Annotated in this window: 35 protein-coding genes; 28 read left to right on the top strand and 7 right to left on the bottom strand. The window is 34.2% G+C overall.

Features of this window, described 5'->3' with window-relative positions; translation table 11 throughout:
* Nucleotides 1-130: 130 nt before the first annotated feature.
* Complete coding sequence (locus tag D778_RS14235) at nucleotides 131-502, bottom strand: BamA/TamA family outer membrane protein (RefSeq protein ID WP_007650340.1); 372 nt, start codon at nucleotides 500-502, stop codon at nucleotides 131-133.
* Nucleotides 503-872: 370 nt separating this feature from the next.
* Here D778_RS14235 and D778_RS10185 point away from each other — a divergent pair, with 370 nt between their 5' ends.
* The 7 genes from D778_RS10185 to D778_RS10215 all read left to right on the top strand — a co-directional run bounded on the left by D778_RS10185 (nucleotide 873) and on the right by D778_RS10215 (nucleotide 4,533).
* On the top strand, nucleotides 873-1,301 hold the full coding sequence (locus tag D778_RS10185; protein ID WP_007650343.1) for an FKBP-type peptidyl-prolyl cis-trans isomerase: 429 nt from the start codon (nucleotides 873-875) through the stop codon (nucleotides 1,299-1,301).
* Between the two features lie 253 nt (nucleotides 1,302-1,554).
* Complete coding sequence (locus D778_RS10190) at nucleotides 1,555-1,884, top strand: YtxH domain-containing protein (RefSeq protein ID WP_040492111.1); 330 nt, start codon at nucleotides 1,555-1,557, stop codon at nucleotides 1,882-1,884.
* Nucleotides 1,885-1,889: 5 nt separating this feature from the next.
* On the top strand, nucleotides 1,890-2,240 hold the full coding sequence (locus tag D778_RS10195; RefSeq protein ID WP_007650345.1) for a hypothetical protein: 351 nt from the start codon (nucleotides 1,890-1,892) through the stop codon (nucleotides 2,238-2,240).
* A gap of 3 nt (nucleotides 2,241-2,243) precedes the next feature.
* Nucleotides 2,244-2,444, top strand: coding sequence for a hypothetical protein (locus D778_RS10200; RefSeq protein WP_007650347.1), 201 nt, complete (start codon nucleotides 2,244-2,246; stop codon nucleotides 2,442-2,444).
* 96 nt (nucleotides 2,445-2,540) lie between these two features.
* Nucleotides 2,541-2,780 (top strand): DUF7672 family protein, encoded by a 240-nt coding sequence (locus D778_RS10205; RefSeq protein ID WP_007650350.1) that lies wholly within the window; start codon nucleotides 2,541-2,543, stop codon nucleotides 2,778-2,780.
* Between the two features lie 187 nt (nucleotides 2,781-2,967).
* Nucleotides 2,968-3,501: a lipid-binding SYLF domain-containing protein gene (locus D778_RS10210; protein ID WP_040492113.1), complete on the top strand. Its 534-nt coding sequence runs from the start codon at nucleotides 2,968-2,970 to the stop codon at nucleotides 3,499-3,501.
* 126 nt (nucleotides 3,502-3,627) lie between these two features.
* A complete protein-coding gene (locus D778_RS10215; RefSeq protein WP_007650352.1) occupies nucleotides 3,628-4,533 on the top strand; it encodes a YihY/virulence factor BrkB family protein in 906 nt (301 codons plus the stop codon).
* 13 nt (nucleotides 4,534-4,546) lie between these two features.
* On the opposite strand, the gene D778_RS10220 is transcribed toward D778_RS10215, so the two are convergent.
* Both D778_RS10220 and D778_RS10225 read right to left on the bottom strand, forming a co-directional pair.
* Nucleotides 4,547-4,990: an MgtC/SapB family protein gene (locus D778_RS10220; RefSeq protein ID WP_007650353.1), complete on the bottom strand. Its 444-nt coding sequence runs from the start codon at nucleotides 4,988-4,990 to the stop codon at nucleotides 4,547-4,549.
* An 84-nt stretch (nucleotides 4,991-5,074) separates the two neighbouring features.
* Nucleotides 5,075-5,260, bottom strand: a complete 186-nt coding sequence (locus D778_RS10225) for a CsbD family protein (protein WP_007650354.1) — start codon at nucleotides 5,258-5,260, stop codon at nucleotides 5,075-5,077.
* A gap of 237 nt (nucleotides 5,261-5,497) precedes the next feature.
* Between D778_RS10225 and D778_RS10230 the strand changes: the two genes are divergently transcribed.
* From D778_RS10230 to D778_RS10280, 12 genes are all read left to right on the top strand, one after another.
* The gene (locus tag D778_RS10230) at nucleotides 5,498-5,737 is read left to right on the top strand and encodes a DUF7218 family protein (RefSeq protein WP_007650355.1); all 240 of its coding nucleotides are present in this window, start codon (nucleotides 5,498-5,500) and stop codon (nucleotides 5,735-5,737) included.
* Between the two features lie 34 nt (nucleotides 5,738-5,771).
* Nucleotides 5,772-6,788 carry an AI-2E family transporter gene (locus D778_RS10235; RefSeq protein WP_007650356.1) on the top strand — a complete coding sequence of 339 codons (1,017 nt, stop codon included), beginning with the start codon at nucleotides 5,772-5,774 and terminating at the stop codon, nucleotides 6,786-6,788.
* Nucleotides 6,789-6,925: 137 nt separating this feature from the next.
* Complete coding sequence (locus tag D778_RS10240) at nucleotides 6,926-7,543, top strand: nitroreductase family protein (RefSeq protein ID WP_007650357.1); 618 nt, start codon at nucleotides 6,926-6,928, stop codon at nucleotides 7,541-7,543.
* 22 nt (nucleotides 7,544-7,565) lie between these two features.
* The gene (locus D778_RS10245) at nucleotides 7,566-8,207 is read left to right on the top strand and encodes an NADPH-dependent F420 reductase (RefSeq protein ID WP_007650358.1); all 642 of its coding nucleotides are present in this window, start codon (nucleotides 7,566-7,568) and stop codon (nucleotides 8,205-8,207) included.
* 127 nt (nucleotides 8,208-8,334) lie between these two features.
* Entirely contained in the window at nucleotides 8,335-10,134 is a 1,800-nt protein-coding gene (locus D778_RS10250; RefSeq protein WP_238307651.1) for an SLC13 family permease, read from the top strand.
* Between the two features lie 11 nt (nucleotides 10,135-10,145).
* Nucleotides 10,146-11,051 carry a mechanosensitive ion channel family protein gene (locus D778_RS10255; protein WP_007650360.1) on the top strand — a complete coding sequence of 302 codons (906 nt, stop codon included), beginning with the start codon at nucleotides 10,146-10,148 and terminating at the stop codon, nucleotides 11,049-11,051.
* A gap of 164 nt (nucleotides 11,052-11,215) precedes the next feature.
* Nucleotides 11,216-11,758, top strand: coding sequence for a helix-turn-helix domain-containing protein (locus D778_RS10260; protein WP_007650363.1), 543 nt, complete (start codon nucleotides 11,216-11,218; stop codon nucleotides 11,756-11,758).
* A 24-nt stretch (nucleotides 11,759-11,782) separates the two neighbouring features.
* Complete coding sequence (locus D778_RS10265; RefSeq protein WP_040492119.1) at nucleotides 11,783-12,229, top strand: response regulator; 447 nt, start codon at nucleotides 11,783-11,785, stop codon at nucleotides 12,227-12,229.
* 14 nt (nucleotides 12,230-12,243) lie between these two features.
* Nucleotides 12,244-14,838 (top strand): PAS domain S-box protein, encoded by a 2,595-nt coding sequence (locus D778_RS10270; protein WP_007650369.1) that lies wholly within the window; start codon nucleotides 12,244-12,246, stop codon nucleotides 14,836-14,838.
* 204 nt (nucleotides 14,839-15,042) lie between these two features.
* Entirely contained in the window at nucleotides 15,043-16,071 is a 1,029-nt protein-coding gene (locus D778_RS10275) for a helix-turn-helix domain-containing protein (RefSeq protein ID WP_007650370.1), read from the top strand.
* 99 nt (nucleotides 16,072-16,170) lie between these two features.
* On the top strand, nucleotides 16,171-16,488 hold the full coding sequence (locus D778_RS14415) for a four-helix bundle copper-binding protein (protein ID WP_081602635.1): 318 nt from the start codon (nucleotides 16,171-16,173) through the stop codon (nucleotides 16,486-16,488).
* A gap of 35 nt (nucleotides 16,489-16,523) precedes the next feature.
* Nucleotides 16,524-17,027 carry a pyridoxamine 5'-phosphate oxidase family protein gene (locus D778_RS10280; RefSeq protein WP_007650372.1) on the top strand — a complete coding sequence of 168 codons (504 nt, stop codon included), beginning with the start codon at nucleotides 16,524-16,526 and terminating at the stop codon, nucleotides 17,025-17,027.
* An 83-nt stretch (nucleotides 17,028-17,110) separates the two neighbouring features.
* On the opposite strand, the gene D778_RS14695 is transcribed toward D778_RS10280, so the two are convergent.
* Nucleotides 17,111-17,263, bottom strand: a complete 153-nt coding sequence (locus D778_RS14695; protein ID WP_007650373.1) for a hypothetical protein — start codon at nucleotides 17,261-17,263, stop codon at nucleotides 17,111-17,113.
* 10 nt (nucleotides 17,264-17,273) lie between these two features.
* On the bottom strand, nucleotides 17,274-18,638 hold the full coding sequence (locus D778_RS10285) for an NAD-dependent succinate-semialdehyde dehydrogenase (protein WP_007650374.1): 1,365 nt from the start codon (nucleotides 18,636-18,638) through the stop codon (nucleotides 17,274-17,276).
* Nucleotides 18,639-18,831: 193 nt separating this feature from the next.
* On the opposite strand from D778_RS10285, the gene D778_RS10290 reads away from it, so the two are divergent.
* The 7 genes from D778_RS10290 (at nucleotide 18,832) to D778_RS10315 (ending at nucleotide 21,874) form a co-directional block, all read left to right on the top strand.
* Nucleotides 18,832-19,164, top strand: a complete 333-nt coding sequence (locus tag D778_RS10290; protein WP_007650377.1) for a YtxH domain-containing protein — start codon at nucleotides 18,832-18,834, stop codon at nucleotides 19,162-19,164.
* Nucleotides 19,165-19,167: 3 nt separating this feature from the next.
* Nucleotides 19,168-19,515: a hypothetical protein gene (locus tag D778_RS10295; protein WP_007650378.1), complete on the top strand. Its 348-nt coding sequence runs from the start codon at nucleotides 19,168-19,170 to the stop codon at nucleotides 19,513-19,515.
* A gap of 27 nt (nucleotides 19,516-19,542) precedes the next feature.
* Nucleotides 19,543-19,752 carry a hypothetical protein gene (locus D778_RS10300; RefSeq protein ID WP_007650379.1) on the top strand — a complete coding sequence of 70 codons (210 nt, stop codon included), beginning with the start codon at nucleotides 19,543-19,545 and terminating at the stop codon, nucleotides 19,750-19,752.
* Nucleotides 19,753-19,834: 82 nt separating this feature from the next.
* A complete protein-coding gene (locus tag D778_RS10305) occupies nucleotides 19,835-20,269 on the top strand; it encodes a hemerythrin domain-containing protein (protein WP_007650380.1) in 435 nt (144 codons plus the stop codon).
* 181 nt (nucleotides 20,270-20,450) lie between these two features.
* The gene (locus D778_RS10310) at nucleotides 20,451-20,900 is read left to right on the top strand and encodes a ferritin-like domain-containing protein (RefSeq protein ID WP_007650381.1); all 450 of its coding nucleotides are present in this window, start codon (nucleotides 20,451-20,453) and stop codon (nucleotides 20,898-20,900) included.
* 211 nt (nucleotides 20,901-21,111) lie between these two features.
* Nucleotides 21,112-21,273, top strand: coding sequence for a DUF1328 family protein (locus D778_RS14420; protein ID WP_007650383.1), 162 nt, complete (start codon nucleotides 21,112-21,114; stop codon nucleotides 21,271-21,273).
* 280 nt (nucleotides 21,274-21,553) lie between these two features.
* A complete protein-coding gene (locus tag D778_RS10315) occupies nucleotides 21,554-21,874 on the top strand; it encodes a hypothetical protein (RefSeq protein WP_007650385.1) in 321 nt (106 codons plus the stop codon).
* 5 nt (nucleotides 21,875-21,879) lie between these two features.
* Here the strand turns inward: D778_RS10315 and D778_RS10320 are convergent, their stop codons facing one another.
* On the bottom strand, nucleotides 21,880-22,290 hold the full coding sequence (locus D778_RS10320) for an arsenate reductase family protein (RefSeq protein WP_007650387.1): 411 nt from the start codon (nucleotides 22,288-22,290) through the stop codon (nucleotides 21,880-21,882).
* Nucleotides 22,291-22,386: 96 nt separating this feature from the next.
* On the opposite strand from D778_RS10320, the gene D778_RS10325 reads away from it, so the two are divergent.
* A complete protein-coding gene (locus D778_RS10325) occupies nucleotides 22,387-22,956 on the top strand; it encodes a hypothetical protein (protein ID WP_007650388.1) in 570 nt (189 codons plus the stop codon).
* A gap of 146 nt (nucleotides 22,957-23,102) precedes the next feature.
* On the top strand, nucleotides 23,103-24,083 hold the full coding sequence (gene trxB, locus D778_RS10330; RefSeq protein ID WP_007650390.1) for a thioredoxin-disulfide reductase: 981 nt from the start codon (nucleotides 23,103-23,105) through the stop codon (nucleotides 24,081-24,083).
* 184 nt (nucleotides 24,084-24,267) lie between these two features.
* Here trxB and D778_RS10335 read toward each other — a convergent pair whose 3' ends face one another.
* Nucleotides 24,268-24,996 (bottom strand): head GIN domain-containing protein, encoded by a 729-nt coding sequence (locus D778_RS10335; RefSeq protein ID WP_040492153.1) that lies wholly within the window; start codon nucleotides 24,994-24,996, stop codon nucleotides 24,268-24,270.
* Nucleotides 24,997-25,067: the final 71 nt, after the last annotated feature.

The raw sequence follows: 25,067 nt of genomic DNA on the forward strand, positions 1-25,067 counted from the left end.
TCGTGATTGGGCCAAACCACATCTATTCCCATTCTAATTTTAAACTTCCTTGCAATTAAATACCTAAACCCAGTTCCGTAATTATACATCAATACAGGTTGGAATTAGTCGTTTTCTTCAACAGCCTTAGCTAAGAACCAAAACCCTTTAAACTCCACCTTGTGGTAAATTCAAAACATTGTTCTGTTTCCATTACATAGGTGGATTTGCCTTGATATCGCATTTTTGGTACACCTCGTAGATTTATATAAGGATCTGTGTAAAAAGGAGCATCCTTGAATTGCATTTCTGAAGCAAGTCGCAGTCCGCTAACCAATTTAGGTGTAAACTGATGGTAATACAATGCAGAAATTTCCAAATTTCCAAACGTATAATCGCTTCCTGTCCAATTGGCATTAAAATGATAGGTTGTGTTTATTAAAAATCCTTTATCAGGATTAAAAATATTGTCTCTGTTATCAAACTCCACTACAAGTCCAGGGCTGCTTAAAATACTTTTCAATGACTTTTATTCAACAAAATCTGGAAGTGTTTCAAATTGAAGGAAAATACAATCCTTTATAGGATTCAATAAAAAATCACTGTAATCCAATTTATTGTCCAAAGAATCCCTGAGGGTTTTTTTTTGGTTTGGTAGATTGTGCATAACTTGAAAATGCAAAAACCAGAGTTGTGATTATTACCAAAACACATTTTAAAATTCTCATACTTCCGTTCATGTTTAAAATAAAAGTAGGTATATTTTTTATGTAATTAAAAAATAGAATGTTTTTTTAAGGTATTACGTTAATATTTTAATAACAGTTGTTAGTTTTATGGTATTCCGGGTAATAATTGGTAGTTTTGCTCAAATTATTAAAAAACACAATTTTATGAGTCATGTAAAAGAGAATGATACGGTTAAAGTTCATTACACAGGAAAATTAAGTAACGGTCAAGTGTTTGACAGTTCTTTGGATAGAGATCCTTTAGAGTTTACACTTGGTCAAGGTATGTTGATTCCTGGTTTTGAAAAAGCTGTATTGGATATGAAGGTAGCCGATAAGAAAACAGTTGTTATTGCCAAAGAAGAAGCATATGGTGACGTTAGGAAGGAGTTGTTCCACGAAGTGAAAAAAGAACAATTACCTCAAGATATGGCACCGGAAGTAGGTATGGGATTAGCATCAAAAAATCCAGATGGATCTGAAAATCAGTTTCGAGTGGTTGCTGTAAATGAAGATCATATTATTGTTGATGGAAACCACCCTTTGGCTGGTCAAGATTTAACTTTTGAATTGGAATTGGTTGAAATAAAATAACAGTTATCCAACATAACCACAAAGCCTGGGAAAACCCAGGCTTTTTTTATGCCTAAATGTTAAATTATTTATAATTACTGCCTTAAATTGAAAAATCTATGGTATTATATATTAAATCAACGTGCCGAACTGGTTAAAAGTCAAGGACTTTTAGTAAATTGCATATGTAGATGATACCAATTTGGTATTTAGATTTGTTAGAGAGAAAATCTCACAGATTACTAAAATTATTAACTAAAAAAATTAAATGATCATGGGAAAAGAAAGTAGTACATTATTGGGAATATTGGCAGGAACTGCCATAGGAGCCACTTTAGGAATTTTGTTTGCACCAGACAAGGGTTCTAAAACCAGACAAAGAATAGCCGATGAAGCTGCAGCTGCCAGAGATAGAGTGTCTGAAGAAGCACATCACTTAAGGGACAAGGTGGCTCATTCGGTTTCCAGTAAAAAAGAAACCTTGGATGAGCAATTGGAAACTATAGTAAGCAATGTAAGCCATAAGACAGAAGACGTAATTACTTCTTTGGAAAAAAAATTAAGCGAACTAAAAGCTAAAAACAAAAAGTACCAAAAATCTTAATTTGAATGAACCTTTTTGAATCTATAAACAATACATCTGGCAAGATGGCAGATGCAGGAGAAATTTATGTAAAAAAATCACAAGAATACATTAAATTAAAAGTATTCCAACAGATTAGTATTTCTGTAAGTTTTTTTGCAAAAGCCCTTATTATTGGAGGTTTGCTATTTGTCGGATTGTTTTTCTTGGCATTTGCACTGGCTTTGGCTTTAGGCGAATGGCTTGACAGCTTGGCCTTGGGATATTTAATAGTTGCTGCCATTTTTTTAATTGTAACAGCTGTAGTATATTACAACAGAGCTTTTATTAACAATAAAATTATTAAAAGTCTATCTTCTAAATTTTTTGACACCTAACACATGAAACAATATCACTCTTTTGAAGACATAGAAACAGATTTAAAACGTCTGGATTTGGAAAGACATATTGCTTGGGAAGAAATGAAACTTATAAAAAGTGAATTTCAAGAAGAATTAAAACCAGCAAATTGGTTACAAACTGCACTTAAAATAGCAGGAAAATATGGCTTGTTTTTACTTACTAAGCGTATTTTTAAATAAAACTTATTTCAACAAAGGATAAAAAGGAATCGTTAAATGGTTCCTTTTTAATTTTAAAGTAACTACAGACTTATTTATGTTTTAATATATGCAACTATGGTAAAACTTTACATCATAGGAATCAGTATTTTACTGGTTGCCATAATAGCCAATGCAGTAGCCATTAAAATTGGGCTTAAATCCTGGTACGATTTTATACAGTTGTTGAGTGACATAGGGTTAAGCGCTTTTAGGGAGCTAAACCTGTGGGATTATTTTTGGTTGTTTTTAGGGTATCCTTTAACCTTGGGGTTGGGTTATTTATTGGGAGCCAAACTTTATGCTATTTTCTTTTGAATGAAAGAATGAAGATTTACTCTTAATAACACTTTACGTTTTTTATAAAAATTAAAATTTCAGAAACCACATAATGAGATCATAGGTTTTTGATTTTTAAGGATTTGAGCTAATATTTGAATTTTTTGAGTCAGTCCTTAAAGAGTCAATTAAATATCTTTGAGTGAAACTTAAAAACAATACAATTATGAAGACTCTTAAAACATTTATGGCAGTATGCCTTCTATTTATAACATTAGGTGTCACTGCTCAAAACGACAAAGACAAAGAAGTAATGGCGCATGCCGACAAGGCAAAAGCAGCATTATTGGAAAAAGATCCAGGACTGGAGAAATTTTTTGACAGTGCCTCAGGCTATGTTATTTTTCCTACCATAGGAAAAGGAGCACTGGTTATTGGAGGTGCTATGGGTAATGGTGTGGTGTATGAAAACGGAAACGCCATTGGGATGGCCAACATTAAAAAACTAAGTGTAGGGCTTCAAGCTGGAGGACAAGCATTAACTGAGGTTATCTTTTTTGAAACAGATGAAGCATTGGAAAAGTTCAAGGAAGGAAATTTTGAATTTGCAGCTCAAGTTTCTGCAGTGGTTGCAGACAAAGGGGTTTCTGAAGACGCGAATTATAGCGACAATGTTATTGTGTTTGCTATGCCAAAAGCAGGTTTAATGGCCGACACTTCGGTTGGAGGACAGAAATTTGAATACCATCCATTCAAATAATACAACAAAAAACTATAAATATAAAAGGTTGGCTATTGGTCAGCCTTTTTTTTTATAAATTTAATTGAGTTAAGTAAAAGTTGTTTTCAGTTAACCTAATAAGGGATATCATAATAGATTTATATCATGACAGAAGCAAACACAAAAACATTTAAAATACAGGACTTGCCTTCATTGATTGTGGATACCTATAAGGCTTGGGATGCCAGTGACCCTTTTAGGTTGAGTGCTGTAGTGGCCTATTACGCCGTACTTTCCATGCCTGGACTATTGGTTATCATTATTAATTTGGTAGGTTCTGTTTGGGGAGTTGAAATCGTTCAAGGAAAATTAACCGATGAAATATCCAGTGCCTTGGGACGTGATGCAGCCGAATCCATTCAGACCATGATGATAGAAACACAAAATGAAAACAAAAGCACCATGGCAACTATTCTGGGTATTGCAACCTTGATTTATGGTGCTACAGGAGTTTTTTATCATCTACAATTGTCATTAAATCAAATTTGGCAAGTTGGCTCAGAAAATTCAATGACTTTTTTAAAAATGCTATGGAGCAGAGCCAGAAGTTTTGCTTTTATTTTGGCCATGGGTTTTTTATTGCTGATTAGTTTTTTAATTACTGCCGCTATTTCGGTTTTAACAGATTACATTCAAAGCTTGTTCCCAGATTTAATAGTTTACATTGCTTTTGTCATGGATTTTATTGTTTCCGTTGGGATTATAACGGTGTTATTTGCCATGATTTTTAAATTTTTGCCCGATGCTAAAATTAGATGGAAAACGGTATGGATTGGTGCTGTTATTACTTCGGTATTGTTTGTTTTAGGAAAATTTTTGTTGGGTCTCTATTTTGGTGAAGCCAATCCAGGTTCTACTTATGGTGCAGCAGGTACCATTGTATTGATACTGCTTTGGGTTTCTTATTCTTGCTTAATTTTATTTTTTGGTGCCCAATTTACTTGGGTCTATGCAGAACGTTATGGTTTGGGAATCCAGCCTAGTTCAAAAAAGGAAAAACTAAAGGCATAATCTTAACATGTTTTTATTTATTTATTTTCAAATCCAAATATCCAAAAACCAAGTTTATAATTATAACCAATAAGGTAAGGACTATAAGTTCAAAAAACATGGAAGTGGCAGCCAAACATCCTGCACCTGCACTGCACCAAACCGTTGCAGCTGTTGTTAATCCTTTTATGGTGTCCTTTTTCTGTAATATCACACCACCTCCTAAAAAACCAATTCCTGTAACCACTTGACTTAGTACACGTGTTATGTCTGCGTAATCCTCACCTTGAAATTTAAGGGATATCAAAACATATACTGCAGCACCAATGGCTACCAATGCATTTGTTTTTAAACCAGCACTTTTGCCTTTATATTCTCTTTCCAAACCAATAAGAAGACCCGAAACTGTGGCTATGCCAATCTTTATGGAAAAATCCAAAACCTCTTTTGCTTCAAAAGTAAATAACTCAGATATCATATTCTTTTAGTTTAAAAAAAAACACCTCTAATTGTGTGTTAGAGGTATTTATTTGGGGTTGGTATTAAAGGTTACAAGTAACTCTTACCAGTTTTCAATTTCATTTTTCAATTTTTCTTTGGTCTTTCCAGTTTTTTCTTGAAGTTTACCTAACATTTCGTCAAATTTACCTTCAGAATAGGTTAAATCGTCGTCGGTAAGCTTACCGTATTTTTGTTTAAATTCACCTTTAACCTGTTTCCATTTTCCTTCTAATTGATCTTTGTTCATGATGTATGTTTTTTTAAAAATTAATATTATTTTAATAGTCACAATTTAGGCATACTTAACCTGTGTTATTGACTCAAAAAAATAATTTGTTGCACCAATTAAAATAGGAGTGTAAGATAGGAGTGTATTTTTTTTGAGAGCAACATTTTTTTGGATTGTGTTAAACATACTAAATGCATTTAATCATATTTGATTGATTTTGTGTCAGTCATTTAAAAAATTAAATTAATATAGATTATGGACATTCCAAGTATTAAAAACGAAGACCAATACGAAGCCTTAAGAGACAAAGGTTACAGTAAACAAAAAGCAGCCAGAATTGCCAATTCCCCTAATTCCGGTAAAAAAGGAGGAAAGGCTAAACCCTATGAAGAATGGACTAAAGAAGCGCTGTATGAACAAGCCAAACAGGTAGATATCAAGGGACGTTCTAAAATGGACAAACAAGAACTTATTCATGCCTTAAGGAACAACTAAAAACCAATCAACTTATAACTACTAAACCATAACCATGATCAACGCTAAAATAATACGCCAAATTTTTTTACTTCTATTAATCGTTTTAATAGGAGTCCTTATTTTTAGGGAAATGACACCTTATTTTTCTGGTGTGTTGGGAGCCATAACCTTGTATGTTTTGCTTAAAAGAAGCATGGTCAAGTTGGTCAATAAAGGCTGGAACCCGAATTTAGCTGCCGTATCATTAATGGTCCTGTCATTTTTTTCCATTTTAATTCCCATAGCTGGAGCTGTATTGATGCTGGGAAACAAAATTGGGAAAGCGGCAAACAATTCCGAAAAGGTAACGCGAGCCATAAAAACACAATTGGTCGAACTGGAAAGCCGTTTAGGATATGATTTAACTTCCCAGATTGATGCTTCAGCCATTTCCAGTTGGCTTTCCGAAAATTTGCAGAACTTTGCAGGTGGTACATTTAATACAGCCATAGCCATAGCCATTATGTACTTTCTATTGTTTTACATGTTAACCAATAGAAAACAGCTTAAAGAATCTTTAATGGAATACATTCCTATTAGTAAAGACAATTTAAAAATATTGGGAAAAGAAACCAGGGAAATGGTACGTGCCAACGCCATTGGCATTCCTTTGGTAGCAATTGCACAAGGAATTGTTGCATTGATTGGTTTTTTGATTTTTGGTATAGAAAGCCCTTTCTTTTGGGCCATAATTGTTACCATTGGCTCCATGATTCCCTTTGTAGGAAACCTTTTGGGTACCATTCCGGTGTTTATTTTAACCATCTCCAATGGAGATACGTTTCAAGCTTGGGGAATTTTAATCTACGGAATAGTGGTTGTGGGTTCTACCGATAATTTAATCCGTTTATACGTGCTTCAAAAACTGGATAATGTGCATCCATTGATTACTTTAATAGGAGTAATTGTCGGGATTCCGTTATTTGGGTTTATAGGCTTGATTTTCGGACCTTTATTGGTTAGTTTGTCACTGATAATCGTTCGTATATATAAAAAGGAGTATGCGCCAAACGAAAAAGATCGACTATAATTGATTAGCCATAAAGGCTCTGTTATTGAATTTTTTTCACAAAAAATACCACTCAAACCTTAATTGCATCAAAATTTTTTTGTTTACGGTTAAGCATTGTTCCATGTAATAAATAATTTGCAGTATAAATTTAAGTTATGATGAATGTAGCAGAACAAATAAGATTGGAAAACATAGCAGACACCGAATATGAAATATTCGCATTGTTAAAACAAAGATACAGTCCAAGGACTTTTAAAAAGGAATCTATAAAAAGCAGACACCTCAATCAGCTTTTTGAGGCAGTACGTTGGTCTGCAAGTTCCAATAATTTGCAACCATGGCGTTTTATTTATGCCGAAAAAGGAACGGAAGCCTATAAAAAAATTTACAACTGTTTAAGCGATTTCAACAAATCCTGGACAGACAATGCACCAGTTTTAATGCTCACTGCTTATAAAGAAAAAACTAAAGATGGTAAAGATAACTTTCACGCTTTGCACGATTTGGGCTTGAGTATGGGGTCTTTAACCGTTCAAGCGCAATATTTGGGAATAGCTGTTCACCATATGGCAGGAGTGGACTGGCAAAAGGCACAAAAAGAATTTAACGTTCCTGAAGGATATCATATCTCAACAGCTGTTGCCTTGGGATATTATGGTGGCGATTTGGAAGACCTTCCAGAAGATTTGCAAGAACAGGAAACTGCCAAGCGCAATAGGGTTTCACAAGAGGAATTTGCTTTTAAGGAAACATGGAATCCAAAAGAAAAATAATCAAACAATAAAAAAAGAAATTATGAAGATAGGAATAATAGGAAGTGGAAATATAGGAGGAAATTTAGGGAAACATTGGGCAAAAGCAGGACATGACGTGCTGTTTAGCTCCAGGCATCCAGAGGAACTTAACGATTTGGCTCGTGAAGCTGGCAACAATGCAAAAGCAGTTAGCGTAACCGAAGCCTTTGAAGCCAATGCTGATGCTTATTTGCTGGCAACTCCATTTAAAGCCATCGATAAAATTTCAGAATTGTATGCTGGCGAATATGGCAACAAAGTGATTATAGATGCTACCAATCCATATCCTGAACGAGATGGCGAGATGGCTCAAGAAGTAAGGAATGCCAATTACAATGCAACCGAATATACAGCTATGAAATTCAATACGGCAAAAACAGTAAAAGCTTTTAATACCATAAAAGCTGAAGATTTGCGCGATCGTGCGTTTAGGGAGTATGATAAATTATCTGTGCCTTTTGCAGCTCAAGACGAGGAAAGCAAAGCTGTGGGACAACAGCTTATAGAAGATATAGGTTTCGATGCCTTTTACATAGGAAATTTAAGCGATACCAACATCATGGATCCAGATCAGGCAATTTATGGAAAAGCAGTGGAGGTTGGAAAATTAAAAGAATTGGTAGATGCTACAAGAATTCATTAGGAATCAAATGAATTTCAAAATATTTTAAAACTATCTCTGCCCAAAACCTCATGTTAATTTATTAATTTTAAAGAAACAGGAACACCTAACACTAATAAACTAACAGATGAGCTTGGAAATAATCTTAATGTTTACAGTACTACTTCTTACAGTAGTACTTTTTATGTTTGAGATTTTTCCAATGGACAAAATTGCCTTTTTCATTATTGTATTACTTATTTTACTTGGCTTGGTAACACCAGAAGAAGGTATTAGTGGGTTTTCAAACAGTGCTACCATTGCTGTATTGGCTCTCATGATTTTGGCTATTGCTATGGAAGAAAATGGAGTCATCAGCTGGTTGACTTCTGGAATGAGCAAAGTCAAGTCCTTGCCAGTTTTTGTTATGGCACCTATTTTTATGTTTGTAGCTGCAGGCATTTCGGCCTTTATAAGTACCACAGCAGTTGTGATAGTGTTTATAAAAATGATCAATCAGCTTTCTGAAAAGTATCAAATTCCTCAATCCAAGCTGCTTTTGCCCATCTCTTTTGCTGGTATTTTAGGTGGCTCCTGTACTTTAATGGGAACTTCAACAAATTTAATAGTGAATTCGGTTTCTAAAAATTTAGGAGCTGAAAAATTGGGGTTTTTTGAATTTACGGAACTGGGTCTTATTTTTTTGGGAATTGCCATTGTGTATTTAACACTAACCTTGCGTTGGTTGCCTTGGGGAAAGAAACAGAATTTAAATAAAGATTATGAAATTGAAAACTACATCACTAGTGTGCGGGTCACACCTAACTCAAAATTGGTTGGAAAAAGAATTGATGATAGTTTTTTGCACGACAATCCTGAAGTCACACTGTTAAGGCTCACCAGAAACAACCACGCTCACAATTCTCCAGGAAAATACATCACGCTTAAAGCAGGAGACGAGTTGTTGTTAATGTGCGATCTTCAAAATTTATCGCGTATCAGTAAGTCAGAAAACATGAGCATCATTCATGAAAAAGAGCATTTAAATAAGCAACAAGACAAAACAGGTGCCAATACAAGTGAAATAGAACTGGAGGAAATGATTTTTGTGGAACTTCTTATGTTGCCAGGCGCATCGTTGTTGGGTAAAACATTAGGTAACCTTAGGGATTTTATGATACAGGATGCCATTCCCATTGCTATTAAAAAACGAAAAACCTTGGTAAATGTTAACGAAAGAATGATTCACAGTAGTAAAGACAAACTAACACTTAAAGCAGGCGATAGATTGTTGGTGGAAATATCCAAAGAAAAACTTTACGCTCTGGAAACGATGGAAAATGTAGTGGTTTTGCAACAATTGAATAAAATTGATAAAACCTCAAAAACAAAACGCTACTTTACGTTTTCTGTACTGTTATTGGTAATTGCATTGGCTGCTTCCGGTTTGTTGTCCATTATGGTAAGTGCCCTAACAGGGATCTGTTTGTTGTTGGTTACCAAAAATTTAAACCTGAACACGGTTTATAAAAAGGTAAATTGGCAAATATTTTTCTTGTTGGCAGGCATGATCCCTTTGGGTGTGGCCATGCACAATACAGGAACAGATATGTGGATTTCAGAAAAGTTGCTTGGTTTTTTACACAACCAACCAAACAATATCATTATTGGCACATTGTTTTTGGTTACCATGATAATGAGTGGTGTGGTTAGCAATAATGCAACTGCCATTATTATGACACCTATTGCCATTTCCTTGGCACATGGTATGGGACTGGATTTTAAACCGTTTATCCTGGCAGTTATGTTTGCTGCCAATTTTAGTTTTTTTACTCCAGTTGGTTATCAAACAAATGCTTTAATATATGGTATAGGTAATTATCGTTTTCAGCATTTTCTGTTTATAGGAGGCGTTCTCAGTCTCATATTATGGATAGTTGCCACCTTTTTATTAACCAAAATGTTATAAAATTTATAATTATGGATCAAAATTTTTCTATTGAAGAAGCTGTAAATAAATTGTGGGATAAAATGGATGGTTGGATGGAAGCCATTATATTGAAATTGCCAAACCTGGTTTTGGCTGTTTTAATCATGATTGTTTTTTATTTTATAGCTCGAGGTGTAAAGAAGTTGTTCAATAAATTCCTCTTAAATCGAATTAGCCAAAAATCCATTCAGGATATCATTTCCAAAATGATATTTGTAACCGTTATCTTATTTGGGTTTTTTATAGCGCTTGGCGTTATGGAGCTCAACAAGGTGTTAACCAGTATCCTTGCTGGAGCAGGAGTTGTTGGTTTGGCTGTTGGTTTGGCACTGCAAGGCACATTAAGCAATAGTTTTGGAGGTTTAATCCTTTCGTTTATGCCAAAATTAAAAATAAACGATTATATAGAGACAGACAGCGTTAAGGGTTTTGTGTCCGAAATCAGTTTAAGGAACATTGTACTGCGCAGACCAGATAACAATTACGTCATTATCCCAAATTCCAAGTTTGTGGATAACTCGTTTACCAATTATTCATTAAGTAAAAGAAGCCGGATTGCTGTTTCTTGTGGTGTAGGTTATGAGAGCAATTTACAAGAGGTGGAAGATTTGGTGGTTAAAATTATTTCTGAAAATTTTGAACAAAAAGAAGGAGAGGAAGTTGAATTTTTCTTTACCGAATTTGGTGACAGCTCCATTAATTTTATGACACGCTTTTGGATAGATATGGTAAAAAGCAAAGAAAAACACGCTGAAACACATAAAGCCATAAAACTTATAAAAAGTAATTTTGATAAACATGGCATTAACATTCCTTTTCCAATTCGCACCTTGGATTTCAGTAAAAACACCATGCGTATTGAGAACAACAACAGTTCTAAAAATCAACCGGAATAATTAAGGGATATTGAACCTCAATCCATTGCTTGTGTTTTCCCATACTTGGCTCCTTTAGGCTTTTTTAAGAAAGTTAAAAACTTGCTTTCTAAGCTTATTTATATCAAATAAATGGTATATCTTTAAAATCCTTTAAAAAAAATTAAGGACCTATTCATTCATTAATGACTTTATTTGTAAAATACGATTTGGATTTGCTCTGCAAAACGCTTTTAAAAGAACAGCTGGATGCTCAAGATATTTCCTATAGTCTGGGAAGTCTGGGAGAAATTCACATTGAAGGGAAACTATCGCCAGAAAAGCAGGAAAATTTAACAGCTGCTTTAAAAAAATATGGCATAGACATTTTATCCAAACAAAAAGTGTCTTTAATAGATAGAATAAAAAATGCCATAGACGATTATTTAAGGAATGAAGATTTCCGTACAGAAAAACTATCAACTTATCTATCCAATAAGTTGCATTATTCTTATGCGCATTTATCCACTGTTTTTTCAGAAAACACCTATATGTCTGTAGAAAACTATACCATTCTAAAAAAAATTGATTTGGCAAAAGAACTTATTTGCAATACCAATTTAACCCTTACGGAAATTGCTTTTCGTTTAGATTATAGTAGTGTGGCTCACTTATCCAGGCAATTTAAAAAAACAACAGGCTTGACACCTAGTGTTTTTCAAAGCATCATGAACAAGAAAAAAAACTAGCACAAACCATCTTATACTAATTAAATGAGTGATAATATACTTAACATAGCTTTAGCAGACGACGACGAGGACGACCGAATGCTATTTAGTGAAGCAATCAACGAAATAGAGATTAGAACAAAATTGTCGCTCTTTAACCATGGACAAGAGTTAATGGATTATTTAACCTTGCCCAACGTGGTATTGCCAAACCTTATTTTTTTGGACCTTAATATGCCAATTAAAAATGGACAACAGTGTTTAATGGAAATTCGTAACAATCCAAAACTTAAAGATTTGTGTGTTGCTATTTATTCTACTTCTTCTTCAGAAAAAGATATAGAAGAAACTTTTTTAAATGGGGCAAACATTTATGTAAATAAGCCCAATAACTTTAGTAAATTGCGGGAAGTGGTAGAGAAGGTGCTACAGCTAAATTGGCAATACCATACGTCCAATTTAAATAAAGAGACCTTTCTTTTCCGTATTTAAAGTTAAATGTTACCATGGATTTTAAGCACGTATATACATCTTCAAAAACGTATATAATTTTATTGATAGTTGCTTTGGGTTTGCTTGTGTTTACTGCAAGTATTACTTATCTGCAAATATTGAACATGCAAAAATCATCGGAACTGGTAAAGCATACCTTGCAGGTTTATAATGCCATAGGCGATCTAACAACCCATTATTCTCAAGCAGAATCAGAGGAATTTAGGGAAGAATTGCTAAAAACAGGAGGTGCTGGAATGGCTTTTAAAAATTATAGGGAAGAAGGCCAGACCATTCTTGATAGCTTAAAAACCCTAACCTCAGACAATAAAGAACAATTAGCGCGTTTAGAATCTTTTGAAGTTTTATTGGATAAGTTGTATACACAGCTGCAGCAGTTGGATACCGTGAATTTTAAAAACAGTGAGGAAGCTCTGTCTTACAGTCAGTCCCAGAAAATGAAAATAAATGGCACCTTGTACCATCTTCGGAATGCCAAAAACGAACTTCTGGCCTACGAACAGCGTTTAATGCAAGAACGCGAAGTTAATTATAATTCGCATAAATCCTTGGCTCCTTTAACCTTACTGGTGCTTACCTTTTTTGCCTTGTTGGTGTTTGTGCTTTCCTTTATCAGGATTTATAAAAACAAAAGACGCTTTAGAAAATCGGAGGCCTTTTTAAAAAACGTTCTGTCAACTACCGATAATGTTGTTAATTATTACGAACCCATTTTTAATAATAATAACGACATCATAGACTTTAAAATTCTCTATGCAAACGATTGTAACAGCGATTATTTTGGCTTGGAACCAGATGAAATGATTGGGGATTCTGTTTTAAATGTCTTTCCTTTTCTTTCGGAAAATGGCGAGTTTAACAAAATGAAACAGTGTTATCTTGAACAAACCAAAGAAATTTCCGATAGGCAAATAGTGGTTCAAGACTCCAATATGTGGTTTGAGTCCATTGTAACACCATTAGCAGATGGAATTTTGGAAACAGCTAGAAACACCACAGCAGAAGAAGAAGCCAAAGAAATTCAATTGGCATTTAAAAAGCGTTTGGAAAGCCAAAATTTAAGATTGTTGGACAACAGGGCGTTTTTAGGAAATATCTTTAAAAGTATCTCTCATGTAGTTATGCACTTTAAAAGCATTCGCAATACCAAGGGAGAGATTGTAGATTTCAAGATTTTATTTGTAAACGAAAGAATCAATCCAATTACAGGAGATCTTCCAGAAGAATTAAAAAACAAAAAAGTATCGAAGGTTTTTCCAGATATTTTTAAAAATGGTGTTTTTGAACATCTGGTAAACGCCATAGAGCTTAATAGACCTGAAGAATACGAAGTCCCTCACGAAAAAAATGGTAAAACCACTTGGTTTCGTGCAACAGCCATAAAATTAGGGGATGGCGTGACTGTTACCACAAGGGATATTACTGAAGAAAAAGAAAAAGCAAATCAGCTTATCAAGTTAAACGAACAGTTGGTTATAAGGAACTCCATTTTAACAGATGCCGAAAAAATAGCTAAAACTGGTAGTTTTTTATGGTATTTAGAATCTGATATTACCGAGATTTCTGATAATTTCTTTCAGATGTTGGGTTATAAAGCAAATGAATTTAAACCTTCGCCTGAAACCTATAAGAAATTCATTCATCCAGATGATTTGGAATTGGTGACCGAAAAAACAAAAAAATCCTTAACCACTTTAAAACCTAATGAATACACTTATCGTGTTGTTACAAAAAGTGGCCATGTTAAATATTTTAAAACCAATGGACAGTTTATAAACAAAGATGATGAAACAGTCATGATTGGTGTGGTCCAAGACGTGACCCAAAGTATAGAAGCCGAAGAGAAGTTGCGAAAAAGCAATTTGGAACTCCTGCAAAGCAATGCCGAATTGGAATCTTTTAATCGTGTGGCCAGTCATGATTTACAAGAACCACTCCGTAAAATTCAATTGTTTATTTCTAGGATTGAAGATAAAGAGTCCGATCGATTTTCCAATAAAAGTTTGGAATATTTTACGAAAGTAAAAAATGCTGGAAAGCGCATGCAATCACTAATTCAGAACTTATTAGCCTATTCCAGAATTGACAGCACTAAAACAGATTTTGAAACAGTGGACTTAAATCTGGTATTGGAAAAAGTATTGGACGATTTGGCTACCAACATTAATGAAACCCAAACAAGCGTTCATGCAGATGCTCTTCCGGAAATAAAAGGCGTCTTTTTTCAAATGGAGCAACTATTTGCAAATTTAATTTCCAATGCTATCAAATATAGAAGTAGCATTGAAACACCTGTAATCCATATTACTTCTGAAAAAATACATGCTGCCGATATTCCTGAAACATTTTTAAAAACAAGTAAACAATACCATAAAATTTCCGTCATGGACAATGGCATTGGTTTCGATGTTAAATATGCCGATAAGATTTTTGAAGTGTTCCAGCGTTTGCACCAAAAAAACGAATACTCAGGAACCGGAATAGGCTTGGCCATTTGCAAAAAAATTGTTGAAAACCATAACGGTTACATATTTGCCACAGCAAAACTGGGAACAGGAGCGCAATTCATTATGTATTTACCTGCATAAAAACTAATTCTTTTTAATTGTTTTTTATTCTTTTTTTCTCACCAAGACACCTTAAACAAGCATTTAGGTGACGTTTTAACACATTTTAACTTAAAATCCAATAGTTGTACAACACAATGCCAAAATTGTGTAATAGGGAAAGCTGCCTAAGTAACGATCTTTACTTTAAATAAAAATCAAACCATACTTTAAAACATAAACCCTATGAAAACTGCATATTTAGAATCAAATGTTATCAAGACCATGTTAGAACAAATGAAGACTAATTTTGGTGGTAAATTAACAAAGGAATTAAAAGAATATACTTTAGAGATCAATAATGATATAGGTAAAGGTATCATTAAAGGAATGTCACTTAAAGGAGGGATTTCGTATTTGGAATTTGATATGGTTTTTTATCACGATTTGGAGCTTTCCATCAATACACCCAACAAAAACCCTATATATTTCACCTATTGTTCAAAAGGAACCTTAACCCATAGTTTTGGACATAAAGGAGAAAAACGTTCTCTGGAAAGTTATCAAACAGGGATTTTGACCAGTAAGAGAAACGATGAAAACATCTTATATTTTACAAAAGATGAACAGTTGAAAACCACGTTGATTACAGTTCAAACCGGAAAAAAAGAGAACAATCCAGAAGTGGATGGTTTAAAGGCTAAATTGCGCGAAACGTTCTTTAAAGAGGAAGACTCTGGAAATTTTATCTACATAGGATCACATAATTTAAAAATTGCAGAAAAAATAGAACAACTAAATGCCATTTCTCAAAAAGGAATTGTAAGAAGTTTGTTAATTCAAGGTCTGGTACATGTTATTTTGGCCTTGGAGATTCAACAACATAAAGACGACCTTAAAAACCAAAATCTTCAAACAGGTTCTTTAACTCTTAGGGACATGGACACCATAAAAGAAGTGACACAATTTATAAACAACAATTCAGAATCTCAAATAACCATTTCGCAACTGTACAGTCAATTCGGGCTTTCACCATCAAAACTACAAGAAGGCTTTAAGTTAATGCATGGACACACAGTAACCGAATACATTAGGGAAGTACGTATTAAAAAAGCCGAAGAGCTTATTAAAAATACAGATATGAACATTTCTGAGGTGGTTTATACCATAGGATTGACAAGTAGAAGTTATTTTTCAAAAATTTTCAAGGAAAAATATAACTGTAGCCCAAAGGACTACAAGTTTGCACAACGTAGTATGGCAATTTCTGCCTAATTACCGATAGCGTTAAAACTTTTATTATTAGAATAAATGGTTTTAGAATGCTTGGTTTAACTTCATGCAAATTTAATGTATAATTAAAACCTAAAAATCATGATACGCAATTATGAAACCTGCATTCAAGCCTGTCAGCAGTGTTTGATAGATTGTCAAAACTGTTTAACTAAAATGGCACCAATGGAAAGCCACAATGCTTGTCCAAATTGCTGTGCCCAATGTATAGATGCTTGCTTAATGTGCATAAAGTTTATGGTTGCCGATAGTCCATTTACTAAAGAAGCATGCAAATTATGTGCAGACATTTGCAAATGGTGTGCAGAACAATGTCAGCAACACGAACACGATCATTGTCAAGTATGTGCTGCTTCTTGTTTAACATGTGCTGAAGCTTGTTATCAATATGCTGCATAAAACCTAAAGTTTAATATCAATAAAAACACAACAACATGAGTACTGTAAATTATAAAAAAGATACAAAAGGATTTCAAAAAATAAGAAGCCTTATCAACGAACCAAAAACGGTTATGTTGGCAACCAGATTGCACAAAGCACCTTTTGCTGTTTGTCCCATGACGCTTTTACAAATGGATGAACAAGGAGATTTGTGGTTTTTTACTTCTAAAGAAAGTGAGCACTTTACAAATATTGCCCACGACAACCGTGTCCAAATTTTATACACAGACGAACAAAACCAAACCTATATTTCCATTTACGGAAATGCCACACACATTGTGGATAAAACAAAGGTGGACGAATTATGGAATCCCATGCTCAACAATTGGTTTGAAGGAGGGAAACAAGATGCCAACCTCGCCTTGCTGAACGTTAATATGGAACAAGCTTATTACTGGGACTCCAAATTGCACAAATTGGTTTCTTTCTTTGAATTAATAGAAGGAGATACAGCAGATTTAGGCCAAAAAGGCTATGTTAATTTGCAAAGTTATTAATGCCACATAACACATATTTAAACTAAAAAAGCGCAACAAACGTTGCGCTTTTTTAATGCTCGTTAAAGAAATTGGTTGTTAACTTAAAACCATTTAAAATATAAGCCAGAGGCTACAACTGCAATGGCTAATAAAATTAAGGTTATTATGATAAATTTAGCACCAAACCTGGTTTTTTTATCATCTTGTAATAAATAATCTTTTCTGTCTGAATCTTCGTCTTTAATTATTGGCATATGTTATTTTTTAAAGGTTAATAAATACTGTTTTTCTGTTTACAAATTCATGGATACCTTCTTTTGAAAGTTCCCTTCCAAAACCAGAAGCTTTGGTGCCTCCAAAAGGTAATCTAGGATCCGATTTCACCAGTTCGTTTATAAAGAAGGCACCATCTGCAATCTCTATAATTTGTTTTCTGGCATCTTCAATATTTTGTGTAAAAACCATGGTTCCCAGACCAAATTTGGAATGAGAGGCCATTTTATAAGCATCTTCTTTTGTTTTCACCTTTATAATTGCAGCTACAGGTCCAAAGGTTTCTTCATCAAAAACAGGCATTCCTGGTTTGACATTTGTAAGAATGGTAGGCTCAAAATAGGCTTTATCTGTTTTGTTGCCTGTAATCACTTTTGCACCTTGACCTATGGATGTGTCAACTTGCTTTTTTAAGGTCTTAGCCAAATCTTCCCTGGCCAGAACACTCAATTCGGTATTTTTATCAGCAGGATCACCAATGTTAAGTTTCTTTACTTTGGCTTTAAATTTCTCTAGGAATTCCCCGTAAATGTCTTCAACAACTATAAAGCGTTTGGCAGCAATACAACTTTGTCCTGTATTTTGCATTCTGGCATGTACCATTGTGTCCAAATGCGCATCCAAATCTGCATCTGCAAGAACAATACAGGCATTATTGCCTCCAAGTTCCAAAACGGTTTTTTTAAGGTGTTTTCCTGCTGTTTCGGCAATATGCCTTCCAGCTTTTTCACTGCCAGTTAAGGATATAGCTTTAATTCTTGAGTCTGCTATAAGCTGGTCTATTTGTTCATGATCTGCAATAAGTGTTTGGAAACAGCCTTTTGGAAAACCACTTTCTTCAAATATTTCCTGGATGGCCAAAGCACAACCTGTAACATTGCTGGCGTGTTTTAAAAGTATCGTGTTTCCTGCTGTAACGGTAGGAATGGCAAAGCGCAATACTTGCCAAAAAGGATAATTCCAAGGCATGATGCCTAAAATACAACCCAACGGATCGAAACTGATAAAACTTTCTTCGGCATCGGTTTCTATAAGTTCATCTGCTAAAAAATCATCAGCATTTTTAGCGTAAAAATCCACTAAAAAACTGCATTTCTCTATTTCTGCCAGACTTTGGCTTATGGGTTTGCCCATTTCCTCAGTCATTAGTTCGGCAAATTTTTGTTTGTTTTTAAGCAGGTTTTTGGAAAGTGTCTTTAATAGAGTGGTACGTTCCTTAATGTCTGTCTGTTTCCATGTTTCAAAAGTGTTTTCTGAAAGTTCCAAACAAGCCTCTAGTTTCGATTTGGTAAACTCTTGATAATTTTTAATGCGATTCCCATTATAAGGATTAATGGTTTCAATTTTAGAAGGCATAATCTTGTTTTTTTAATGTGAATGTAAGATAGTTCTTAAATGGTTTTTCAAGTAACCTATTCAGTAAAACTATTAACTCTTTCACATATTTTGGTTTAGGTCAACATTTTAATTTTTAGCGTTAATGGAGCTGCTTGTTTTTTCTGAAATTTGAAGTATAACAAAAAAGTTTAACATAAAAATATACAATATCATGACAAATAACGGAAGTACAGGATTAGGAGTTTTAGTAGGAGCTGCAGCAGGAGCTGTTTTGGGAATCTTATTTGCTCCAGACAAAGGAAGTGTTACCAGACAACGTATTGCAGACCAAGCGCAGTTGCAAAAAGACAGATTGGCTTCTTCGGCGGCTGATTTAAGGGAAAAAATTGCAGATACCGTAAGTTCTGAAAAAAACACTTTGGAAAACAAGGTGGAAAGTATCGTGTCTGATGCTAGTTACAAAGCTGAAGATGTAATCTCTACTTTGGAAGCCAAACTTAAAGAATTGAAAGCAAAAAATAAAAAATATCAAAAAGCATCATAAACCATGAATGTTTTCCAATCTTTAGGAGAAACCACAGATAAAGCTACAGATATTGGTGAGGCTTATTTTAAAGCATCTCACCAATATCTTAAGTTAAAAGCATTCCAGCAATTAACCCTGTCGGTTAGTATGGTTGCTAAGTTAACAGCCATAAGCTTGTTTGTATTTCTCGGACTTATTTTTTGTGCTGTTGCAACAGCAATGGCCATAGGCAATGCTCTAGAAAACCTGCTTTTAGGATATCTTATAGTAGGACTTTTGTTTTTATTGATAGGTCTTGTTATATATTTAAAAAGAGCCTTTATAAATGCCATTGTAATAAAAAAAATAGGTGCGAAATTTTTCTCTTAACACAAACCATAAACAGTAAAGCATATTATGAAACCATTATATACCAATTTTGAACAGATTGAAACCGACTTAAGACGTTTTGATTTAGAACGTAAGGTTGCCTGGGAAGAATTGAAATTAATAAAAACAGAGTTTAAAGAAGATTTTAGACCCTATAATTGGGTGGAACCTATAATTAAAGGAGCCAGTAAATATGGCGTGTTTATGCTTTTAAGAAAACTTTTCACTAAACGCTGATGCCTATTTTTTGGATGATTCCATCAAACCATCATCCCATAACCATCAGTAAAAGTCTAACCTAAAAAAAAAAACACCAATAATGAACATTTTTGAAGCCATAAGGGAAGATCACGACAAGCAACGCGATCTATTGAGTAAATTGGTAGAAACATCTGGAGATTCCAATAAAAGGGATGCCCTTTTTAAAGCTGTTAAAAAACAGCTTCAGGTACATGCAGATGCCGAAGAGCGCCATTTTTACAAACCATTGATAAGTAGCGATATGATGCAGGACCATGCCAGACATGGTATTGCAGAACATCACGAAATAGACGAACTAATAGAGCAATTGGAGGAAACAGATTACGATTCTTCTGCTTGGTTAAAAATAGCAAAAGATTTAAAAGATAAAGTGGAACATCATTTGGAAGATGAGGAACATGCATTTTTTCAAATGGCAGGAAAAGTTTTTTCTGAAACTAAAAAATCCACCTTGGCTACAGAGTATCAAAAATATATGAAATCGCATTTGTAAAAACCATTACAGAACATTCAATAAAGTATGGAATGGCGTAAATTTTTGATTTTTACAGATACATACATGTTGCTTTCTGCCTATATATATTAAAGAATAGAACATGATGCTTTAAAAGCTTATAGATGTCAAACAGCAAGCATCTTTAAAGAAATTGCTCAAGAATTTAATACTTAATATTATGAAATCATACACAGAAGAAGTAGGAAACAAATTAAACGATTTGTTGGAAAAAAATTACGATGCCGAAAAAGGTTACAAAAAAGCTGCAGAACACACACAAAACACTGCTTTAAAAAACTTTTTTAACCGTAAGGCTGCAGAACGTTACAATTTTGGACATGAATTAAAATCGGAAATCCAAAATTTTGGAGAAACCCCTAAAAAAGGAGGAAGTGCCACAGGAGCAGCTCACAGAACCTGGATGGATGTAAAGGCTGTTTTCTCGGCAGATAACGAAGAATCCATGTTGGAAGAGGCCATTAGAGGAGAAAAAGCATCTGTGGAAGAATACAACGATGTGCTAAACGAAACCGGTTTACCTCCAACAACCAGAGACCTGGTGTTGAAACAAAAAAACACCATTACACAAGAGCTTAACACCATTAAGCGTTTGGAAGATTTAAAATAAAAATTCACAACCAGTAATTTATTGGTTACAAGAGACCTCAAAAAATGTTGAGGTCTCTTCTTGTTTTGCCACAAAGGGTTTTGCATATCCATTTTTTTTTGAGTTAAACAATATCTTGATACAGCAAACACCAATTAAAATAAATAACGACTTTTATAACATAGAAATTTGATAGTCAGGTTTCTAATTATTAACCATAAAAACACACATTATGTTACGTTGGACAATCACATTTATTATCATTGCAATTATTGCAGGAATATTAGGATTTGGTGGTATTGCTGGAGCAGCAGCTGGAATTGCTAAAATCTTATTCTTCATATTTATAGTTTTATTTATTGTTTCTTTAATCATGGGACGAAGAAAGTCCTAGAGGATCATTAAGTTCCTTAACATAAAAAAACGATAAGTATTTAAACAACTAATTTGGATTATCCAAATGGTAAATATGAATAAATCAAACACTATTGAAGACGTTGCAGAAGCAGGTAAAAACTACAGTTGAGAGACTGAAATGGAATTTACGGCTGTTAACGATGTTTGACAATAAATTAAACACTTATTTAGATTAGTTAGTTGGTTTGTAGTTAAAGGCAGATAGGCACACTTCAATACGCATATCTGCCTTTTTTAATTTAAAAAACATTAAAATCATGCAAGAAAGAAACGAATTAGACCTAATAAAAAAATATCAAGAAAAAGGCTACTCAAGTAATTTTAAATGTGAAGGTGGCTTACTGATGGAGCTTGAAACCAAAAAAAAGTATCAACCCAAACAGATCACTATAGAACGTGAACATAGATTTGAAGGTTTGAGCAATCCATCAGATATGTCCATTTTATATGTTATTAAAACAGACGATGGCTTGAAAGGAATGGTTACAGCCAATTATGGAGCCAATAGCGATACGGACATTGACGAATTTTTTAAAAACATTCCAAAAGAGAACGATTTATCCAATAAGGATATTTAAGGCTCCTATTCTTTGGAACGTGGATCCTCAGCTGTTTCTTCCTTTTCAATAAGCTTGGAAACTTTAGAAGGCGTTTCAATTAAATGGTAATTTTTGCCATCAACCAAAATGGGACAACGCAAGGTTTCCGGGTGTTTTTGGAGCACTTTTATCCAATCGTCTTTGTCCAGTGAAAGTCCAGAATCGTAATTATTGGTAAACTCAGGATGTTCTTGGTTTACCAATTTGGATAAAATGGTGTTTAAATTTTCTGAAATTTCTAACCATTGTGTTCCGGTAATTTTTGTTTTGGAAATGTCTATGGCCAATATTTTTTTATTGGAAGCAAGCGCAAAAGCGTATGCTTGTTTTCCAATGGATGTTTCCGGATGATAATACAGTATTAATTTCTTTTTGTCTGTTGCTATGGTTCCCATGATCGTATATTTTATAAAGTAAATCTACTTGTTATCAAGGATTTCTGCTAACTGTAAAAAATATAATCTTAATTCATTTAAAAAGAGTTAAAAAAAATGATAGAATTTTTAAAGCAAAACAAAAAAGCCATTTATGGAGGCTTGATCACCTTTATAATTATTGGTATTGGTGTTTTTTTACTGGGAAATATCTCAGGCTACGAAGCAAAACAGTTGTTGAACTCTTCCTTAATGGGAATCAACATGCTTTGCAACACCATTATTTTAGCTTCGGCAACCATTTTGGCCTTGCTTTTAACCCTGTTGGGAATAAGCTCTGGCACCAAATCCAAATTAAAAGACAGCCACTATCTGGAAGTCATGAGTATAGCAAAAATAGATACGTCCTTGTTTATAGTTACATTGGTATTGTTTCAGCTCTTTAATATTCCCATAACGGAATCGGACAATGTGCCAACCATCTGGTTCAAGGTTATTTATTGGGCAACCTTAATTATGTCTTCCATGTTAAGCGGTTTAATGGTTGTTGTTATTTTAATGCTTTACAACACAGTAAGTAATATAATTTTAATAGTGGGCTTAAAAAAAGATCATCCCTTACTTTCTGAAGACCAGGAAAAAGCCAAAGAAAACCAAAAGGAATTGGAGGAGAATAGCAATGCTTAAACCAAAAAAATAAAATTATCAAGAATAGGCTTTTATGAACACGCTTATATAAAATAAGCTTATGTGTTAATAATAACTTTTAATAAGTTTACTGAAAGGTTTCTTATAAAAATTCTACTTTTGTTATAAATAAATTACAATTCATTATGTCTGATACAATAGAGAGAGTTAAATGCTTAATTATAGGATCTGGACCTGCAGGTTACACTGCTGCCATTTATGCTGCCAGAGCGAATATGAAACCGGTTTTGTACCAAGGAACACAACCAGGAGGCCAATTGACAACAACCAATGAAGTTGAAAATTTTCCTGGTTACCCAGATGGTATTACAGGACCTGAAATGATGATTGAATTACAAAAACAAGCTGAACGTTTTGAGACAGATGTACGTGATGGTTGGGTTACCAAAGTGGATTTCTCTGGTGATATCCATAAAGTATGGGTAAACGACACCAAGGAAATACATTGCGATACAGTTATAATTTCAACTGGAGCTTCAGCAAAGTATTTAGGTTTGGATTCTGAACAGAAATATTTAAAACTTGGTGGAGGTGTTTCTGCTTGTGCAGTTTGCGATGGGTTCTTTTACAGAAATCAAGAAGTTGTAATTGTTGGAGCAGGAGATTCTGCTTGCGAAGAAGCTCATTACTTGTCCAAACTTTGTAAAAAAGTAACCATGTTGGTTAGACGTGACGAGTTTAGAGCCTCTAAAATTATGGCTGAAAGAGTAAAAAAAACGCCTAATATTGAAATTTTGTACAATACGGAAACCGAAGAAGTTTTAGGAGATGGACAAGTGGTAACTGGTGTTCGTGTGTTTAACAACAAAACCAACGAAAAACACGAGATTCCAGCTACAGGATTTTTTGTGGCTATAGGTCACAAACCAAATACAGATATTTTTAAAGACTATCTGGATATGGATGAAACAGGCTATATTATTAATGTACCAGGAACATCAAAAACCAATGTAGAAGGTGTGTTTGTGTCTGGAGATGCTGCAGACCATGTGTACAGACAGGCCATTACAGCAGCTGGAACAGGATGTATGGCAGCACTGGATGCTGAACGATGGTTGGCAGCTAAAGATGCCGATTTTGAAGTGGCTACATCCACGTACAATTAAAAACAAGCGATGTAAAGATCAATAAACATCCGAAAACTATTGTTTTCGGATTTTTTATTTTAGATGTTTTAAAATGAAGAAAACGGCATCTTAAAAATGTCATGCTCTTAATACAAGTTAAAAAACCATATCAATCCAATACAGACTGACATGGTTTTTTGTTTTTTGGTTGGTTCAGTGATATTTAATGTTTCTCTATGGACCCGGAAACACCATCGTTTTTTTCAATACTTTCTGGAGTTCCAACATAATGAATGTCTCCGCCACTGGAAGCCTTTGCTGTAAGTTTTTTTAAGGTGTTTACATTAATTTCGGCACCACTGGAAGCTTTTACTTGAGCGTTTATGGATTCTAGGTTGTCTGCTTCTATAGAGCTGCCACTGGAAGCATCTGCAATAAAGGTTTGGGTTTTTCCAGACAGCTCTAAATCGCTACCACTAGTTGCATGGCAAGAAACGGTTTCGGCCTCCACATGTAATTCCATATCGCTGCCACTACTGGTTTCCAGTTCTAAATGTATGGCTTTAATGGTATTGGTTGCAAACACATCACTACCACTTGTGGCTTTTATGGATTCAAGGTCTTTAAAATGTAGTAAGACTTTTTTAGAGGAAGATCTGCCTATGTTTTCTGTGGTTGAGATATACAGTACATTATTCTTAATGTTGGTGGTTATAATCTCATGAAGATTTTCGTCTGCCTCAACAGTTAACTTGTCGGAATCACTTTGTGTGAGATACACATCCAAACCTCGGCTTATTTTTACCGAATTGAAAGTGCCATCCAATGGTCTGTTTTTACTTATTACCTTGCCATTTCCATTGACTCCAAAATTAAAATTTCCGTCGAAATTGCACGACATCATTAAGATGGCTAGAATAACGGATACCAAAATTTTTGTTAGTGTGCTCATAATTGTTCGTTTTTTGATTTGCTCCCCAAAGTTTGTGCACTCTAAGGAGCTGTGATTGGTTTTGATATTTG

Origin of the sequence: Xanthomarina gelatinilytica (assembly GCF_000348685.1) — a bacterium.
GTDB lineage: Bacteria > Bacteroidota > Bacteroidia > Flavobacteriales > Flavobacteriaceae > Xanthomarina > Xanthomarina gelatinilytica.

Excerpts from the sequence above, each read along its gene's own strand:
- D778_RS14695 (WP_007650373.1), bottom strand. The coding sequence starts at position 17,263 with ATGCCAATAATTAAAGACGAAGATTCAGACAGAAAAGATTATTTATTA.
- D778_RS10320 (WP_007650387.1), bottom strand. The coding sequence starts at position 22,290 with ATGGGAACCATAGCAACAGACAAAAAGAAATTAATACTGTATTATCAT.
- trxB (WP_007650390.1), top strand. The coding sequence starts at position 23,103 with ATGTCTGATACAATAGAGAGAGTTAAATGCTTAATTATAGGATCTGGA.
- D778_RS14420 (WP_007650383.1), top strand. The coding sequence starts at position 21,112 with ATGTTACGTTGGACAATCACATTTATTATCATTGCAATTATTGCAGGA.
- D778_RS10270 (WP_007650369.1), top strand. The coding sequence starts at position 12,244 with ATGGATTTTAAGCACGTATATACATCTTCAAAAACGTATATAATTTTA.
- D778_RS10220 (WP_007650353.1), bottom strand. The coding sequence starts at position 4,990 with ATGATATCTGAGTTATTTACTTTTGAAGCAAAAGAGGTTTTGGATTTT.
- D778_RS10250 (WP_238307651.1), top strand. The coding sequence starts at position 8,335 with ATGTTTACAGTACTACTTCTTACAGTAGTACTTTTTATGTTTGAGATT.
- D778_RS10260 (WP_007650363.1), top strand. The coding sequence starts at position 11,216 with ATGACTTTATTTGTAAAATACGATTTGGATTTGCTCTGCAAAACGCTT.
- D778_RS10235 (WP_007650356.1), top strand. The coding sequence starts at position 5,772 with ATGATCAACGCTAAAATAATACGCCAAATTTTTTTACTTCTATTAATC.
- D778_RS10195 (WP_007650345.1), top strand. The coding sequence starts at position 1,890 with ATGAACCTTTTTGAATCTATAAACAATACATCTGGCAAGATGGCAGAT.
- D778_RS10285 (WP_007650374.1), bottom strand. The coding sequence starts at position 18,638 with ATGCCTTCTAAAATTGAAACCATTAATCCTTATAATGGGAATCGCATT.
- D778_RS10295 (WP_007650378.1), top strand. The coding sequence starts at position 19,168 with ATGAATGTTTTCCAATCTTTAGGAGAAACCACAGATAAAGCTACAGAT.
- D778_RS10225 (WP_007650354.1), bottom strand. The coding sequence starts at position 5,260 with ATGAACAAAGATCAATTAGAAGGAAAATGGAAACAGGTTAAAGGTGAA.
- D778_RS10265 (WP_040492119.1), top strand. The coding sequence starts at position 11,783 with ATGAGTGATAATATACTTAACATAGCTTTAGCAGACGACGACGAGGAC.
- D778_RS10210 (WP_040492113.1), top strand. The coding sequence starts at position 2,968 with ATGAAGACTCTTAAAACATTTATGGCAGTATGCCTTCTATTTATAACA.
- D778_RS10205 (WP_007650350.1), top strand. The coding sequence starts at position 2,541 with ATGGTAAAACTTTACATCATAGGAATCAGTATTTTACTGGTTGCCATA.
- D778_RS14415 (WP_081602635.1), top strand. The coding sequence starts at position 16,171 with ATGATACGCAATTATGAAACCTGCATTCAAGCCTGTCAGCAGTGTTTG.
- D778_RS10335 (WP_040492153.1), bottom strand. The coding sequence starts at position 24,996 with ATGAGCACACTAACAAAAATTTTGGTATCCGTTATTCTAGCCATCTTA.
- D778_RS10300 (WP_007650379.1), top strand. The coding sequence starts at position 19,543 with ATGAAACCATTATATACCAATTTTGAACAGATTGAAACCGACTTAAGA.
- D778_RS10315 (WP_007650385.1), top strand. The coding sequence starts at position 21,554 with ATGCAAGAAAGAAACGAATTAGACCTAATAAAAAAATATCAAGAAAAA.
- D778_RS10290 (WP_007650377.1), top strand. The coding sequence starts at position 18,832 with ATGACAAATAACGGAAGTACAGGATTAGGAGTTTTAGTAGGAGCTGCA.
- D778_RS10255 (WP_007650360.1), top strand. The coding sequence starts at position 10,146 with ATGGATCAAAATTTTTCTATTGAAGAAGCTGTAAATAAATTGTGGGAT.
- D778_RS10325 (WP_007650388.1), top strand. The coding sequence starts at position 22,387 with ATGATAGAATTTTTAAAGCAAAACAAAAAAGCCATTTATGGAGGCTTG.
- D778_RS10215 (WP_007650352.1), top strand. The coding sequence starts at position 3,628 with ATGACAGAAGCAAACACAAAAACATTTAAAATACAGGACTTGCCTTCA.
- D778_RS10190 (WP_040492111.1), top strand. The coding sequence starts at position 1,555 with ATGGGAAAAGAAAGTAGTACATTATTGGGAATATTGGCAGGAACTGCC.
- D778_RS10280 (WP_007650372.1), top strand. The coding sequence starts at position 16,524 with ATGAGTACTGTAAATTATAAAAAAGATACAAAAGGATTTCAAAAAATA.
- D778_RS10245 (WP_007650358.1), top strand. The coding sequence starts at position 7,566 with ATGAAGATAGGAATAATAGGAAGTGGAAATATAGGAGGAAATTTAGGG.
- D778_RS10200 (WP_007650347.1), top strand. The coding sequence starts at position 2,244 with ATGAAACAATATCACTCTTTTGAAGACATAGAAACAGATTTAAAACGT.
- D778_RS10305 (WP_007650380.1), top strand. The coding sequence starts at position 19,835 with ATGAACATTTTTGAAGCCATAAGGGAAGATCACGACAAGCAACGCGAT.
- D778_RS10310 (WP_007650381.1), top strand. The coding sequence starts at position 20,451 with ATGAAATCATACACAGAAGAAGTAGGAAACAAATTAAACGATTTGTTG.
- D778_RS10275 (WP_007650370.1), top strand. The coding sequence starts at position 15,043 with ATGAAAACTGCATATTTAGAATCAAATGTTATCAAGACCATGTTAGAA.
- D778_RS10185 (WP_007650343.1), top strand. The coding sequence starts at position 873 with ATGAGTCATGTAAAAGAGAATGATACGGTTAAAGTTCATTACACAGGA.
- D778_RS10240 (WP_007650357.1), top strand. The coding sequence starts at position 6,926 with ATGATGAATGTAGCAGAACAAATAAGATTGGAAAACATAGCAGACACC.
- D778_RS10230 (WP_007650355.1), top strand. The coding sequence starts at position 5,498 with ATGGACATTCCAAGTATTAAAAACGAAGACCAATACGAAGCCTTAAGA.